13 protein-coding genes are annotated in these 14,991 nt (G+C 55.9%); 2 read left to right on the top strand and 11 right to left on the bottom strand.

The features are described 5' to 3' along the window. Positions 1-236: 236 nt before the first annotated feature. The 3 genes from L1D43_RS14135 to L1D43_RS14125 form a co-directional block, all read right to left on the bottom strand. Positions 237-785: a TIGR04211 family SH3 domain-containing protein gene (locus L1D43_RS14135; protein WP_041508407.1), complete on the bottom strand. Its 549-nt coding sequence runs from the start codon at positions 783-785 to the stop codon at positions 237-239. A gap of 256 nt (positions 786-1,041) precedes the next feature. After that, positions 1,042-2,310, bottom strand: coding sequence for an inorganic phosphate transporter (locus L1D43_RS14130; RefSeq protein WP_041508408.1), 1,269 nt, complete (start codon positions 2,308-2,310; stop codon positions 1,042-1,044). A 24-nt stretch (positions 2,311-2,334) separates the two neighbouring features. Beyond that, the gene (locus tag L1D43_RS14125; RefSeq protein ID WP_041508409.1) at positions 2,335-3,015 is read right to left on the bottom strand and encodes a TIGR00153 family protein; all 681 of its coding nucleotides are present in this window, start codon (positions 3,013-3,015) and stop codon (positions 2,335-2,337) included. A gap of 253 nt (positions 3,016-3,268) precedes the next feature. Between L1D43_RS14125 and L1D43_RS14120 the strand changes: the two genes are divergently transcribed. Further along, positions 3,269-4,756 (top strand): CYTH domain-containing protein, encoded by a 1,488-nt coding sequence (locus L1D43_RS14120; protein WP_239852566.1) that lies wholly within the window; start codon positions 3,269-3,271, stop codon positions 4,754-4,756. A gap of 75 nt (positions 4,757-4,831) precedes the next feature. On the opposite strand, the gene L1D43_RS14115 is transcribed toward L1D43_RS14120, so the two are convergent. The 8 genes from L1D43_RS14115 to L1D43_RS14080 all read right to left on the bottom strand — a co-directional run bounded on the left by L1D43_RS14115 (position 4,832) and on the right by L1D43_RS14080 (position 11,825). Further along, positions 4,832-5,626 (bottom strand): ion transporter, encoded by a 795-nt coding sequence (locus L1D43_RS14115; RefSeq protein ID WP_041508411.1) that lies wholly within the window; start codon positions 5,624-5,626, stop codon positions 4,832-4,834. A gap of 80 nt (positions 5,627-5,706) precedes the next feature. Beyond that, a complete protein-coding gene (locus L1D43_RS14110; RefSeq protein ID WP_239852564.1) occupies positions 5,707-6,039 on the bottom strand; it encodes a hypothetical protein in 333 nt (110 codons plus the stop codon). 60 nt (positions 6,040-6,099) lie between these two features. Continuing rightward, entirely contained in the window at positions 6,100-6,744 is a 645-nt protein-coding gene (locus L1D43_RS14105) for a DUF4178 domain-containing protein (RefSeq protein ID WP_239852562.1), read from the bottom strand. A 211-nt stretch (positions 6,745-6,955) separates the two neighbouring features. Further along, entirely contained in the window at positions 6,956-7,642 is a 687-nt protein-coding gene (locus tag L1D43_RS14100; RefSeq protein WP_239852560.1) for a PspA/IM30 family protein, read from the bottom strand. A gap of 70 nt (positions 7,643-7,712) precedes the next feature. After that, positions 7,713-8,126, bottom strand: a complete 414-nt coding sequence (locus L1D43_RS14095) for a DUF2170 family protein (RefSeq protein WP_041508415.1) — start codon at positions 8,124-8,126, stop codon at positions 7,713-7,715. Between the two features lie 89 nt (positions 8,127-8,215). Then, entirely contained in the window at positions 8,216-9,943 is a 1,728-nt protein-coding gene (locus L1D43_RS14090; RefSeq protein ID WP_239852559.1) for a polyamine aminopropyltransferase, read from the bottom strand. Positions 9,944-9,957: 14 nt separating this feature from the next. Further along, positions 9,958-10,857, bottom strand: coding sequence for a DUF350 domain-containing protein (locus L1D43_RS14085; RefSeq protein ID WP_239852558.1), 900 nt, complete (start codon positions 10,855-10,857; stop codon positions 9,958-9,960). A gap of 11 nt (positions 10,858-10,868) precedes the next feature. Then, positions 10,869-11,825, bottom strand: coding sequence for a hypothetical protein (locus L1D43_RS14080; protein WP_239852557.1), 957 nt, complete (start codon positions 11,823-11,825; stop codon positions 10,869-10,871). 244 nt (positions 11,826-12,069) lie between these two features. Here L1D43_RS14080 and glnE point away from each other — a divergent pair, with 244 nt between their 5' ends. Continuing rightward, complete coding sequence (gene glnE, locus L1D43_RS14075; protein WP_239853230.1) at positions 12,070-14,946, top strand: bifunctional [glutamate--ammonia ligase]-adenylyl-L-tyrosine phosphorylase/[glutamate--ammonia-ligase] adenylyltransferase; 2,877 nt, start codon at positions 12,070-12,072, stop codon at positions 14,944-14,946. Positions 14,947-14,991 lie beyond the last annotated feature (45 nt).

Raw genomic sequence — 14,991 nt, 5'->3', positions numbered from 1 at the left:
GCGCCTTTCGCGCGCCGATTATACATCCAAAATGTGATGAGGGACACTCTTGTGTGGGTGAATGTGACCTTTGTTTGATCTCGTCCGGCCAGAAGGCGCGCAACGCCACTGTTTATCGGGCCTGCGGGCCTGAGACCTTGGTCAATATAGTGGGGGCTTTATCGGCGTTTCAGGCATAAAAAAGCCAGGGACTCGGCCCTGGCTCATGCTATTCGCTCGCGCTTGTGTCGCGGGAATTACCAGCGGTTCTTCTGGCGACGACGTGGACGCGGCAGATAGACTAGGATAACCCCGATCAGCACACCGATACCGGCGATCATGCCGCCCTGTTTCATCAGCTCGAAGCGCTCATCATTTTTCAGACGGGTCAGTTCGCGGGTGGCACTGTCGCGCTCGCTTGATGCCTTGGCCAGGGACTCTTCGGCGTTGGCCAGCTGTGAGCGTAGCTGACGGATCAACTGAGCGCTGCTGTCGCTCTCGTTGGTGATGCTCTCAAGATCGGCCTTTACCTTGGCGAGTTCGGCCTGAACTTCGGGTAGCTGTACGCGGAAGCTCTTGCCTGAGTCCAGCATCTTGCTGTCGACCCAGCCTTCGCGGCCCTTGTGGTCGACTACCTTGGCGTAGTCGTTTTGCATCTCACCCAGGTAGGTCACCGGCTGACCGGCTTCGACGCTGCCCAGAATACGGTATTGGGTGCCAGGGCCCCCGTGAATGAAGGTGTAGACGTTATCTGAGATATAACGTGTCTGCTCTGCCGCCATCAGGGTCGATGACACTAGCATCATGGCGAGAATAGATAGGAGTCTTAACACTTTGAGTTCTCTTCAGCGAAATATTGGCACATGCTAGGGATTTAGCCACATATTTGCAAGTGCAACATGGGAAGTGTTACCAGGAATTAATCTTTGTAGTGGGTAAGTGTGGCAGACAAGTTGCACAGAAAAGATAAGCCCGAAAGGCATGGCTAAAAGCCGAGGTAAATGAAAACAAAAAAGGAAGCCCTGAGGCTTCCTTTTACTTTTCTCATCCATAGGGCTTAGCTTAGCTAAAGATACCCTTGATCATGAAGAAGAAGATGATTGACAGACCCGCGCCCGCAGGCAGGGTTACGACCCAAGAGACCACGATGTTGCGGACCACGCCGATGTTGATGGCGGCGATACCACGTGCCATACCCACACCTAACACGGCACCGACCAGTGTCTGAGTGGTCGAGATTGGCAGGCCAGTACCCGAGGCGATAACCACGGTAGAGGCGGCAGCCAGCTCGGCGGCAAAACCACGGCTCGGTGTCAGGTGAGTGATGTTCTTACCGATAGTCTGCATTACGCGCTTACCGAAGATAGCCAGACCCATGACGATACCGAAGGCACCCAGAGGTAGGATCCACCAAACCAGTTCTGCCTTGCTGGCGATCTCGCCACCGCTATTTACCACAGAGACCACGGCGGCTAGCGGGCCAATAGCGTTAGCGACATCGTTAGAACCGTGGGCGAACGCCATACAACAAGCGGTCACTACCATCAGGATAGCGAATACCTTTTCCACGTTGCCAAACTGTGTCTGACGATCGGCGCTCTGGCTCATCTTTAGACGTTTGATGGCAATCATGCCGCCTATGCCAACCAGGATAGCGATGAAGATAGCCAATGAGTAGGCTTCGACGTTGCTAAAGTGCAGACCCACGTGCTTCAGACCCTTCTTGATGGTCACCAGCGACATGACGAAACCTGCCAGTGCCATGTAGAAAGGCACATAACGCTTGGCGTTTTCCAGCGGGTTGTCAGTGTTGAAGATCAGCTTCTGCACGCTTTGGAAGATGGTAAAGGCGATAAAGCCTGAGATCGCCGGGGTGATGACCCATGACCCCACGATACCCAATACCTTGCTCCAGGCAACAGAATCGGCGCTCACACCTACGGCGGCGAAACCTACGATGGCGCCAACGATAGAGTGAGTGGTCGATACCGGCCAGCCCAGTGCTGACGCCACAACCAGCCAGATACCGGCAGCCAGTAGCGCCGAGATCATGCCGTATACCAGCAGCTCAGGTGAGTCGACGAAATAGGCCGAATCGATGATCCCTTTACGGATCGTGCTGGTCACTTCTCCGCCTGCGAGGTACGCGCCGGCAAATTCGAAGATCATCGCGATGATGATCGCTTGTTTAATGGTGATCGCGTTTGAACCCACTGAGGTTCCCATAGCATTAGCGACATCGTTTGCGCCAATACCCCACGCCATTAAAAATCCAAATGCAGCCGCAATGGCAATTAGCCACGGGCCATTGGTGATTAATACATCAACCATGTTGATACCTTGATAACTTTGTTTTTAGACGCGAGCTAACATTAGCTCTAGGCGGGAACCGACACGCTCGGCAAGATCTGCCAAGTCTCCAACCCACTCAATTATCTTATAGAGGAACATCACATCCACAGGGTTTAGATCATTTTCGATGCTAAACAGCTGACGACGGATTTTGATTTGAAGATCGTCTGTGTCCTCTTCAATTTTGTCGAGTTCAACGATCATTTTAGCGACAAGATCGACTTCACGGCCTCTGAAACCTGTTTCGAGCAGGTCATCGAGTTCGTTGATGGCTTGCTTAGCCTGTGCTACTGCATCTAGGCAGCGGGTCAGGTAGGCACTGAAGGTATCTTGAATTGCTTCTGGGACAAGTAGTTGACGGCCGATGATACGACCCGAAATGTCTTTCGCCTTGTTGGCGATCTTATCTTGCTGGGTAAGTAGCTCCAGTAAGTCAGTTCTTTCAACTGGCATAAACAGGCCGCCGGGAAGCGTTAAGCGGATTTCACGCTTGAGTTCGTCTGCTTCACGTTCTGCTTGGCTGATTTGCTTACGGAGTTGAACCGCTTTGTCCCAGTCACCTGCGACAGTAGCGTCAAAAAATGGTACAAGAATCGAGGCACAATCGTGCACCTTATCGATATGATCTTGTAATGGTTTAATTGGCGATTTTGCAAACACGCCCAAAATAGAGTTTACTGGCATTGCCGTGTACCTATTTAGGTTATTCCACTGTTGGAAAATGCGGGCGCATGTTAACCCAAGCGTCCACGTATTGAAACTGCGTTTTTATATAAAAACTGACAGTTTTTATTCTAACGAGTTATATATAAACTGCAATGCGAGATACTAATGGCCTATTATGACATTAATATGACATTGTGAAATTTTCATTAAAGTATAATGACACCTTCATTACAGTTCCGAATTCTAGATTAAAAAAGTGAGCAGCTGGCGAATGGAAGCCGAGATAGAGCTAAAACTATTTTTCCCCGAAAACAAACGCGAAGCCTTGGTATCACTGCTTAACAGTCTACCCCATAGCGATGCAAAAGGCGCGGTTCATCTAAGCAACAGTTACTACGATACTCAAGATCTGCAGCTCAGACGCTGGGACATGGGGCTGCGTATTCGTGGCCGCGACGGTCAATTTGAGCAGACCATCAAGACGGCCGGCACCGTGGTGGGCGGGGTGCATTCCCGTCCCGAATACAATATTGATATCGATCAAGCAAAGGTTAATTTGTCACTATTCCCGAGTGATATCTGGCCAGCAGGCGCCGATATCGGCGCGGTGCAGGCTGAGTTGGTGTCGCTGTTCGATACCGACTTTACCCGCATGAGCTGGCATATCTATCTCGACGAGAGCCTGGTCGAGGTGGCGCTGGATATCGGCAGCATAAGCGCCAACGGCCAGTGCGAGCCCATCTGCGAGCTGGAGTTTGAGCTGCTCGCCGGCGATGCCCAGGCCCTGTTGGCATTGGCCGAACGGGTGACAGAGCAGATCCCGGCGCGGCTCGGGCGAGCCAGCAAGGCGCAGCGGGGCTATCGTCTGGCGGCCATGGCCAGCCCTTTGCAGCTAGATACCCTGGCCTTTATCGCCTTGCCACAGAAGGGCACTCCGAAACAGGCCCTGGTGACCCTGCTGGAAACTGGCCTAGATCGCTGGCAGCTGCTGGAAGAGATGTTACTGGAATCCCGTCAGGCGGCGCGGCAGCTTCCCCTGCTGGGCTATCGTCTGCGCGCCTGTATTCGCCTGCTGCGCTGCACGCTGGCGCAGTTTGCCCTGTTGGATGATCCCCTGCTCGAGGCCTTCGCTGCCATAGAGTCTCAGCTAAGCTTCGTCGACAAGGGGCTGAGCCTGTGTGAGCTACTGGATGGCGATGGCGCCCTGCTGGGCAACCTGAGTGAGTCAGAGCCTCTGCTGGCGGCGGTGCGCCAGCAGCTGGCAGGGCTCGATATGGCGCGGCAGATAGATGCCATGCTGGCGGATGTGACCTATGGTCAGTTGCAGGTGCGTCTGGTGAGTCTGCTGATGGCGGTCAATGCCGGACAGGTGTATATCGGTGAGCAGCAGAGTCTGCAGGCCTTCGCCGATCAATTACAGGAAGCCTCCTGGCAGCGAATCGTCGATCTTATGCCTTCCAATGCCGAGCTGAGCAGCGAAGATTATCAGTCTTTTGCCAAGGCGCTGGATGAGAGCATACTGGTCGGGGTGGCCTATGGGGAGCTGTACAAGCACAAGTCGCGGGATCAGTTTCGCGCCCCCTGGCAAGATCTTGTGTTAGGCATACGTACCCTGGGGGCCTATCGTTGCCTGAGGGAAACCGCCACCACCCAGGGGCTGGAGATAGCCGACTGGCTCGATAGCAAGGAGCAGAGCCTGCTGTTTGCCATGGAGCATTCGCGCCGCTCGGCGCTTAAGGTGCAGCCCTACTGGCGATAACTGTCCAGCAGGGCTATCACTCCAACAGGGACGCCACTTAACGTATGACTCGGCGCAATCGCCCTGAGTCATCCGTTACTTATTTTTCTCATTTAACTGCTGCTTTAGCGTCGCAATTTCGGACAGCAGGGTCTCCTGATTCTTCTCCATTCGCTGCAGTACCATCTCTAACTCATCACGCATCTGTTGGCTCTGGGCCTCCTGTCGCTGCTTGCTGTCGGGGGCGATGAAGATGGACGCCATGTAACCCGAGATCACCCCGAAGAAACTCACGCCACAGATGATCACCAGGCCGCCGATGAAGTGACCCACTGTAGTGACTGGATAATAGTCGCCATAGCCCACGGTGGAGATAGTCACCAGCGCCCACCAGATGGCGTTTTCTGCTGTGTTGATATTAGCGTTGGGTTCGCCGCTCTCCACCAGGAGGATCATCACCGAAGCCAGGGTGAGTATGGTCACCATGGCTACCAACAGGCTGGCCAGTGTGGTCTCCTGACGCTGACGCATCAGGGGGATCAGGATAGAGCGCGTCATGCGGATCAGGCGGATCACCCGCAGGATCTGGAAGAAACGGGCTAGCCTCAATGCCTCGATGGCGGGGATGCTGGCCACCAGATCGATCCAGTGATGCCTGAAGTAGTCGCGCTTGTCTTCGGCGCGAAATAGGTTAACAAAGAAGTAGCTGATGAAGATGATGCAGATGCTGGTGTCGACGAAGAAGAGCAGCCGGCGGGTCTCGTCATCTAGCTTGGCGAAGGTCAACATGAGTACCACGATGACTGACAGCAGGGAGAGCAGCATCATCGCCAGCTCGAAGGGAGTGGGGTTTTGGTTGATGGGCAGAAGCCAGCGCTTTCTATCGATCATGATATCGATTCCTTTTTGGCCGCGGCGCTCAAGCCTAATTTCCCTGTGAGTCGCCCTAAAATAGTATGCAGCCCATGATCTTATTCGTTTTTGTCGACAAAATGAACCAGGTCATCCAACACGCGGCGTTTTATTTCCAGCTGCTCATCGGCGGACAGGCCATATTTTTCGGCCAGTTGCTGATAATCTTCCGGGCTGAGGGAGACGGTGAGGCGTGGGCGCTTAGGGCGCTTGGTGGTGGCCAGCCCTAGTATGCTGCGGATCTGATCCGAGGGGCTCACCCCGGCATCTAATGCCGCCTTGCGGATGGAGTATTGAAACTTCTCGTCTAGGTCGAAGGCGACCTGGGTGGCCTTGGCGGCTTTCTGATTCTGCTGCCACTGTTCGGGAAGCAGCTTCTTGTTCTTGCTCATTAGATTGCCTTAAGGTGCTGTGGATCTCACAAAGTGGGCGGCAACACCGCCCTGTGTTGTTTATAGCTGTCCCGGCCAATATTGGCGAATATCGCTCAGGGGACGGTAGAGGGTGAGGCTAACATCTGTGTCGCCCCCTTCATACACCTCGACCTCGACGGCGCGGTTTTCCTCTTCATCCAGCAGCAGATAGCTCTCAAACGGTTCTCCCGAGGTCATCCCCTCGTCTTGGGGCGGACGCATGCCGCGATAATCGGCGCGGTGGAAATAGCCAAACTGGGCGAAGTTTACCTGATGATAGCGCTCGCCCAGCCATCCCATGAGGGCGGCAGGGGTCTCCTTAACCTCCAGCTCGGCGTGGCTATCCTCTTCGAAGATCTCGCTAAAGGCGTCCAGATCGAACAGCTGCTCTACCTGGCTGCGGGGGATCTTGATGGAGAAGGCCAGATAGGTTTCATCGTCTTCATCCAGAGACAGGCAGAGGCTGTCGTTGCCGTGGCCCTTGAGTACCCACTCGCACTGCTGTTTGCGCTGATATTCGTAGGTGTTGATCCCCTCGACTCTCAGCTGTTGGCCGCGCAGTTGCTCGGGCAGGGCGAAGCTGTCATCCAGGCTGATGATGTCGCCTTTTTGTAGATGATTAGGATGGTTGAGTTGGCGTTTGGGCGCCTCTTTCTTACCAAACAATCCTTTTAAGAATCCCATGAACTACCCTCGAGAAGAATAATGGTTGATACCAATCCTAGTAAATCACTGCTCATGCTGGCTTGTTAAAACCTTCGATAACTGCTTATCGAAAAGTCCTGCCTCGTTAGCAAGCGTTTTCCTGCGCTATTGCAGAACGCTTACCGTGATTGGCATAAAAGCACCTTGGGCTGGGCCGCAAGGTGCTTTGATTTCGCTAGTCGCCTATGACTTACTTACGTGCCTTGAGGCGATCCAGTACCGCGTTGGCATTGGACTTCTGCTCGCCGATACCGGCCTCGGCCAGCTTGGCCTGTAGCGACTTGTCGCTGTTCTCGTCGGCCAGGGTTTCGGCGGCCTTGAGACGGTCGTCAAACTGCTGCTGACGTGCCTTGATGCGTTCCAAAGAGTCCTTGGCGTTCAGCAGTTTAGAGTTGCTGCTGGCGAAGGAATCTGTGATGGTTGCCGTGGCCTTCTGCACGCTTTCCGTGGTCTTGACCATGCTGAGCTGACGCTGATAGTCGGCCAGCTGACGCTCTGTCTTGCGTACCAGGTCTTTCAGGCGAGCGGCGTGGGCGCTAAAGTTGTCGTTGGCGCTCTGGTGCTCGGCAAGCTCCTGCTCAAGCAGGGCGATCTTCTCGGCCACTTCTAGGGCCAGGGCTTCGTTTTCCTTCTCCAGCGCCTGGGTCGCATAGCCTTCGTGTTCGGCGATGGCGCGCTTGAGGCGATCCACCTCGCGGCTGGCTTGCATCTCTTTGGCCATGACGTCGGTCAGCTCGCGCTTGGCCTTGGTCAGGTGTTTCTCTGCGTCACGGATCTCTTGTTCGAAGATGCGTGTCGAGTTGGCGTCGACTATGCTCTGGCCAACTTCGGTGGCACCACCGCGAAAGGCGGTGAGGATCTTGTTCAGTATGCCCATAATATGACTCCTCTTGGGGTAATGGCGCCGCCTTCTGCGTGGACCATTACATGACTAAATTGGTTAGCGGTTACTTTAAGAAATCGGCCAGCTCGTCGATCACTTCCAGACAGTTGTCGGACAGGACTGACAGCTCTTGCTCTATCTCTAACATGCTCGATTGCACAGAAAGGGCACCATAGACCACATACTTGTCGTCGACCTTAGCAAAGGAGGACAGTGGCATAGGGATGTTGAGTTCGAGCATGGTTTCAAACATCTCGCTGCGACGTTCTTGCTTAACTTCGTCTTCGCCCCACAGGTAGCTGATGCACAGGATTTGGTTGTCCGTTACCGATACAAACACAGGGATCTCTTCGCGTCCCACAACGTTGACTTGCAGTACTTCGACGTCGCCATCTATGGGATAACAATCGAATTGAAAGCCGGTGTGGCTGTTGTCGCCAAGTGCATTGAGGTGGTTGGCAATGTTGTGAATGTTCATATTTATCCTCTTTGACATATTATGTCTGCGATTAAAGATAGCACTGCGACATAATATGTCAAGCGCTATTTTTGTGTTCCATTTTACCTTCAGTCGAGCGTCAGGTTTTCATCCTCTGACCAGGCGCGCTGATGGTAGCGATACAGGTGCATTGAGCCTATATCGTTGACCTTCACCTGGTCTGCATGTTCATAATAATTTTTAGGAAATTCAAATGCCGCCCTGATAAGCCCGGGCGTGAGCCAGGGGTCATCGACCGGCAGTTGATTCAGGCTCGATAGTCGCTGCCTAGCATCTTGCCCCCTAAGCGTGCCTATGCTCCAGCCCCATTCGCCGAAACTGGGCACGTTATGGTGATACTGTTCAACCTGAAAGCCGGCAGCCTGTAGCGTCTTGCCGACCGAGATGAAGGCCTTGGCGGCGTGGTAGGGGGAGGTCGACTGCACAGAGATCGCCCCGTCGCTGCTCAGTAGCTCCTTGAGCTTGCGATAGAAGAGATCCGAATAGAGCTTGTTGAGATCCGGATGGCTGGGGTCCGGCAGATCCACGATTATGGCGTCAAACTTCTCGCCCCGTCTTATCAGCCTGTCGGCGCCGTTGAAGGCATCGTCTATCAAGAGCTCGACCCGCTCGTCGTTAAAGGCATCGCCATTGAGCTTGAGTAAGGCGCTCGCCAGACGCTCGGGCATCTCTGGGTCGCCTTCCTTGAAGAGCCTCACCAGATCCGCATCGAGATCCATCAGGGTCACCTGCTTGGGTTGCCACTTGAGCACCTGTCTCAGGCCCAGGCCGTCGCCGCCGCCTATGATCAACACCTTGTCGTGGCGAGCGCTGGCGGCCAGGGTTGGGTGTACCAGAAAGGCGTGGTAGATATGCTCATCCTGGCTGGAGAACTGCAGGCGGCCGTTGATATACAGAGAGTACACGGGCGCCAGGTGATTGCCCCGTAGTCGCTCGGTAAAGGTGAGCTGCTGAAAACGGGTCGCCTTGGCGTAGACCACCTTGTCCTTGTAGAGCAGATTGTTGAAGGCCTGATCCCACTTGGGACCATGAATGGCCAGCACCAGCAGTACACCCGTGGCGATGAGGTGACCAAGCAGCAGCAGGCGGTTGAAACGGATCTTGGACCAGAAACGCCAGATAAACAGGAAGCCTGCCAGCAGGTTGAAGCTGGCGGTCAGCGCCGCGGCCAGCTGGATATCCAGGGCCAGCATGAAGATCACCCAGATGGCGGCGCCCACACCGGCACCTATGTAGTCGGCGCCATAGATGGTGCCGGCGTTATGCATCAGGTGCTCATCGCACAGAGACTGACGCACCCTGGCAATCAGGGGGATCTCCATGCCGATCATCAGGCCGAGTAACACGCCCCAGGCGTAGGGCAGGTATTCGCTCAGCTTCTGCAGCGTGCCGATAAAACCGCCCTGGGGGAGCTGATCCGGCGGCAAGCCTATAGTGCTGGCGATGATGATGGGCAGCTGCTGGCCGAAGCCGATGACGGCGGCGGTGATCAGAATCGCCAGGGCACCACAGAGGGCGACGCAGAGTTCCAACATGGCAAAGCCGGTAAAGGCGCAGCGGATCTTGCGCGCCGCGAAGGCACCTATGCCCATGGAGACTATCATCAGGCCGATCATGGTGTAGATGGCGGCTTCCAGGGCCCCCAGGATACGCCCGGCATAATGGGACAGCAGGTATTCGTAGATGAGGCCGCAGGCGGCCAGTACCGCCATGATCCCCAGCAGCAGGAGATCGTCGAGCCAGCTTAAGGATTTAACGCCCGCGGGGGCAGGCGTTGTGGTGTGTGTCGATTGCATTCAGGGTGAGCGTCTTAGGCCATCAGGCTGGTGAGGATCAGGGCGATGGCCACGCTGATGGCCAGCTCGACTGTGGCTATGCCAATGTTGTGTTGCTGCTCGACCTCTTCCTTCAGGTTGATCTTGGCCAGCACCAGCTTCTTCACCAGCGCCAATAGCAGGGAGAGGGCGATCAGCATGATCACCGAGAAGATCAGCCAGCCGAGTATGTTGGTCACATAGGCGGTCGGCATGAAGACGATGAAGTGGCTGGCGGCGTTAAAGCTCAGCGCCATGGCCAGCATATAGCCACTGTGACGAATCGCCACGGCGATATGGCCCTTGGCCAAGGCATCCTGCATCGAGCTGTCGTCGTGGCGCTTGGCATAGCTGCGCTCGCGCAGACGGGTCAGCAGCACTAGCATCAGCTGTGAGATGGCAAAGGCGCTGAAGATGGCGATAAAGGTGTCCAGGGTCAGATCTTCGGCCCACAGCAATACAGAGCGTATGATGATGGCGGTCGCGATGGCGGCGGTGGCATCCACTATGGCCACAGAGATGTTGCCCTTTAAGATCATGGCGTTCTTATCTATCTCGTTCAGCGCTACCTTGTCGTGTAGGAAGCGGCCGAGTTTGATCAGAATAAGGCCGAATATGCCGTAGGCGCTCATGCCGATGGCCTCAACCAGATAAGACTCTGCTGCCTCGCCCGTGATGGCGCCGGTGAGCACTATGCCCAGGCCTGCTACGGCACCGGCTGTGCTGATGCCGAAGGCGAAGTTATCCCGCTCTGAGAGCTCGTGGGTGCTGTTGACCTTGACGGTCCAGCCCTGCAGGTAACGCATGGCCGTGAGCAAGATGATGGCGATAGTCAGATCTATGGCCAAGATGATTGCCAGTTCCTGGGTCAGACCGTAGTGTTGAAAAAATGTCATCTTAATATCCTTTATTTGCCCCGACGAACACTGCGCGTCGTACGACTGCTAGAGTTTCTGAAGTTACTGTTCTTAGAGTAGTTAGAGCGGAACTTGCTGCCGCCGCTAGCTCGTCCCGTGGTGCTAGTCTTAGGCGTCGAGGCGCTCTGACGTGACAGGCTGGTAGAGCCTGAACGCGACTTGGCGTAGGGGCTGTCGAAACGCTTGCCCTGACGGCTGAACTGCTTCTTGGTGCGCTCGAAGGTCTGGTTCTGGGCGCGGGCCTGCTTGGGCGAGGTGTAGCGATAGCGACCCACATCGTTGTAGTAGCTGTAGTTACGGCGGCTCGACCAGCGGTCGTAGTAGATGGGGCCGCGTACCAGGTTGGAAAACATGGAGTACATGCCGTACCAGGCCCAGAACGACATGCCGTTGCTGCCCGTCTGCCAGCTACCGTAGGCGGGGTTACCCACAAGTTGGCTGCCTGCGCCAAAGTCTTCGCCGCCATTGGCGAGAATATCCGCCTCCCGGCTGATGGCATTCACCCGACTCAGGGCGCCGTCAGACATGTCGGCCACAACGTTGACCGGATCCGACAGCATGTCGTTAAACAGGCTAGGGTCGGCGGCCTGGTAGAGGTTTTCCGCCTCGGCAAGCTGTTGGTCGAGATCGATGAAGTTATTTTCGTTGCCCAGCTCCTGCAGACGCCTCTTAAGCGAGGTGTACATGGGGCCCTGGCTGCCGGCGTCTTTGGCCAGCTCCTGCAACAGTGGGGCGACATCTGGCTTGGTTGAGGCGAGGATATCGCTATATTGCTTGAGTAGGTTGGCGTTACGCACCTCGCCGTTGTCCAGCATCTGGCCTAGGGTGTCGACCCTGGATTGAGCCAACTGTTGAAACTTGGCGATCTTCTCTGGCCTGTCGTCGCCGCATCCCGCCAGGGCGAACACCAGGGTCAGCGCGAGAACACGCATTAGCATCACTGCCATGTTTTCTCCATAAATTTAGTTAGATTGAGACCGATAAATGAGTGATCAGTCTGCGACTTCTTTGCATAATATAGCGATAAGCTGGGTTATAGTAACCTGTAGTGCAGGATAAAAAGTTATCTTTACTTAGTGAGTAATATTGATGACAACTTTATGCCAAGATGATTACCGCTTGGTTGCATTAACATCTTATCTATAGCATTGATGACATAATATGTCGACCGTTTAAGGCTGAAGGATTTTTCTGGCGATGGAAAACATGAGCGAGCAAGCGTTACCCCATGAAGTCAATCAGGTTGCCGAGCAGCATTGGCAGCGCCTCGCCGAGGCCTGGCCGGATATCTCCGAGCAGCTCAGCCCGGAGCAGACCCGGGAGCTGAAAGCCATCTTCGGTCTCAGTGACTTTGTTGCCGAGCAGCTGTGCCGACACCCCAACTGGATAGTCTCTCTGTTCGAGGGGCAACTCACTAACCTGGCCCGCGACAGTTTCAGCGGCGAGCTACACTCCATCCTGGCCGGCGCCAAGGATGAGGAGCAGGTCAAGGCGATACTGCGCCGCTACCGCAATCGGCAGATGGTGCGTCTCGCCTGGCGGGATTTTCTGGGCTACGCCGAACTCAACGACTCGCTGCTGGACCTCTCGGCCCTGGCCGAGGCGCTGATCATCGCCGCTCGCGACTGGCTCTATGAGCAGATGTGTCAGCAGTATGGCACCCCCTGTGACGGCGAGGGCAACCCGCAGCCCTTGATGATCTTGGGCATGGGCAAGCTGGGTGGCCGCGAGCTTAACTTCTCCTCGGATATCGACCTCATCTTCACCTTCCCCGAACACGGTGAGACCCAAGGTGGGCGTCGCAGTCAGGACAACCAGCAGTTTTTCATCCGCATGGGTCAGCGCCTGGTCAACCTGCTCAATCAGGTGACTGTGGATGGTTTCGTTTACCGGGTCGATATGCGTCTGCGCCCTTACGGCGAGAGCGGCCCTTTGGTGGTCAGCTACAGCGGCCTGGAAGACTATTATCAGGAGCAGGGGCGCGACTGGGAACGCTATGCCATGGTGAAGGCCCGCGCGTTAGGCCCATGGAGCGCCTACAGCGACGAGCTGCATGACATGCTGCGTCCCTTCGTCTATCGCCGCTATATCGATTTTTCCGCCATCGAGTCCCTGCGTAAGATGAAGCAGCTGATCACCCAGGAGGTGAGACGCCGTCGCCTGACCGATAACATCAAGCTGGGGGCGGGTGGCATTCGCGAGGTGGAGTTCGTGGTGCAGAGCTTTCAGCTTATCCGCGGCGGCCGCGAGCCGGCGCTACGCCAACAGAGCCTGTTTGGCGCCATAGATACCCTCTATAAGCTGGGGCAGCTGGAATACCTGGCGGTGGACGAGCTTAAACAGAGTTACCTCATGCTGCGCCGGGTGGAAAACCTGCTGCAGGCCATAGGCGATCAGCAGACTCAGACCCTGCCACAACACCTGCTGGACTGGCAGCGCCTCTGCTTTGCCCTAGGCATGGCGGGTGAGGCCGAACTGCGCACCCATATCGAGTCGGCGATGACCAAGATACATCGCTACTTCAAGGAGACGGTAGGCGGCCAGGAGAGCGACGAGGTGGCCGAGCAGTGGACCGCCCAGCTGTGGAGCCTGATTGATGATGAAGACGCCGAGTCTCTGCTGAGAGAGCACGGGGTGGAGGATGACGAACTCTGGCCCGCCCTGAAGACCTGGCGTGGTACCGTCGCCAAGCGCACCATAGGCCCGCGCGGGCGAGAAACCCTAGATAAATTGATGCCCTGGCTGTTGCAGGAATTCATGCAGCTGCCGACGCCGACCAAGGCCTTTATCCCAGTGACTAAGGTGGTGGATCAGATCTTGACCCGCACTACCTATCTCGAACTCTTGTTTGAAAATCCAGGTGCCCGCCAGCAGCTGGTGAGCCTGTGTCTGGCCAGTCCCTGGATTGGCGAGCAGCTGGCCAAGTTTCCCATGCTGCTGGATGAGCTGATCGACCCCGCGCAGCTGTACGACACCACATCCTTGGATGATTACCCCAGCGAGCTGCGTCAATATCTGCTGCGGGTGCCCGAGGAGGATATGGAACAGCAGATGGAGGCGCTGCGCCAGTTTAAGCTGTCGCAGCAGCTTAAGATTGCCGCCGCCGATGTCACCGGCGTGTTGCCTGTGATGCAGGTGAGTGACCATCTGACCTTCCTGGCCGAGGCGATCATCGAACAGGTGGTGCTGCAGGCCTGGCAACAGGTGAGCAAGCGACACGGCGTGCCGCCCTATCTGGCCCCCGAAGAGACGGGCTTTGCGGTGATAGGCTACGGCAAGGCCGGTGGTTTAGAGCTGGGATATGGTTCGGATCTGGACCTGGTGTTTCTGCACAACTATACCCGCGATAAGTATCCCGACGCGCAGCAGACCAACGGCGATCGTCCTATCGACATAGGCCATTTCTATCTCAAGCTGGCCCAGCGGATCTTGCACCTCTTCTCCACCCGCACCACCTCGGGGGAACTCTATGAGGTAGATATGCGTCTGCGCCCATCCGGCGCCTCCGGCCTCTTGGTGAGTGAGATAGAGTATTTTGGTAGTTACCAGCGCGAAGAAGCCTGGACATGGGAGCATCAGGCCTTGGTGCGGGCGCGTTTCCTGTTTGGTGACAATCGCTTGGCCGCCCGCTTCAGCGAGCTGAGGGCCGACGTGCTCGCCATGGAGCGGGATAAGACAGAGCTTGCCAAGGAGGTGCGCGAGATGCGCCAGAAGATGCGCGATCACCTACTCAAGGTCGATAAGGGCTGCTTCGATCTCAAACAGAGCCCGGGCGGCATCGCCGATATCGAGTTTATCGCCCAGTATCTGGTGCTGGCCAACACCCATGAGCATCCCGAGCTGGCGATCTGGTCGGATAATGTGCGTATCTTCGAGGTGTTGTCTGAGCTTGAGTTGCTGCCTCACCTGAGTGCCCAGCATCTGACTCAAGCCTACTGCTATCTGCGCGACGAGAGCCACAGGCTGACGCTGCAGCAGGCGCCGGGACAACTGCCCCAGGAGAGCGTGGATCTGCATGTGCAGCGTGTGCTGGCGATCTACGAGCAGGTGCTCAATAGCGGCCAATAGCCTTTCTGCTACACTCAAATTAGGTCGGTGACTCATGGGGTGGGC

Origin of the sequence: Shewanella sp. Isolate8 (assembly GCF_022398495.1) — a bacterium.
Classification (GTDB): Bacteria; Pseudomonadota; Gammaproteobacteria; order Enterobacterales; family Shewanellaceae; genus Shewanella; species Shewanella aquimarina.
Note: the sequence above shows the minus strand (reverse complement) of the source record. Positions and strands in the feature narration are given on the sequence as shown.

What these genes read in the sequence shown, in the direction of transcription:
- L1D43_RS14110 (WP_239852564.1), bottom strand. Translation starts at nt 6,039, where the DNA reads ATGAGCAAGAACAAGAAGCTGCTTCCCGAACAGTGGCAGCAGAATCAG.
- L1D43_RS14130 (WP_041508408.1), bottom strand. Translation starts at nt 2,310, where the DNA reads ATGGTTGATGTATTAATCACCAATGGCCCGTGGCTAATTGCCATTGCG.
- L1D43_RS14115 (WP_041508411.1), bottom strand. Translation starts at nt 5,626, where the DNA reads ATGATCGATAGAAAGCGCTGGCTTCTGCCCATCAACCAAAACCCCACT.
- L1D43_RS14080 (WP_239852557.1), bottom strand. Translation starts at nt 11,825, where the DNA reads ATGGCAGTGATGCTAATGCGTGTTCTCGCGCTGACCCTGGTGTTCGCC.
- L1D43_RS14105 (WP_239852562.1), bottom strand. Translation starts at nt 6,744, where the DNA reads ATGGGATTCTTAAAAGGATTGTTTGGTAAGAAAGAGGCGCCCAAACGC.
- L1D43_RS14090 (WP_239852559.1), bottom strand. Translation starts at nt 9,943, where the DNA reads ATGCAATCGACACACACCACAACGCCTGCCCCCGCGGGCGTTAAATCC.
- L1D43_RS14120 (WP_239852566.1), top strand. Translation starts at nt 3,269, where the DNA reads ATGGAAGCCGAGATAGAGCTAAAACTATTTTTCCCCGAAAACAAACGC.
- L1D43_RS14100 (WP_239852560.1), bottom strand. Translation starts at nt 7,642, where the DNA reads ATGGGCATACTGAACAAGATCCTCACCGCCTTTCGCGGTGGTGCCACC.
- L1D43_RS14095 (WP_041508415.1), bottom strand. Translation starts at nt 8,126, where the DNA reads ATGAACATTCACAACATTGCCAACCACCTCAATGCACTTGGCGACAAC.
- L1D43_RS14135 (WP_041508407.1), bottom strand. Translation starts at nt 785, where the DNA reads ATGATGCTAGTGTCATCGACCCTGATGGCGGCAGAGCAGACACGTTAT.
- L1D43_RS14125 (WP_041508409.1), bottom strand. Translation starts at nt 3,015, where the DNA reads ATGCCAGTAAACTCTATTTTGGGCGTGTTTGCAAAATCGCCAATTAAA.
- L1D43_RS14085 (WP_239852558.1), bottom strand. Translation starts at nt 10,857, where the DNA reads ATGACATTTTTTCAACACTACGGTCTGACCCAGGAACTGGCAATCATC.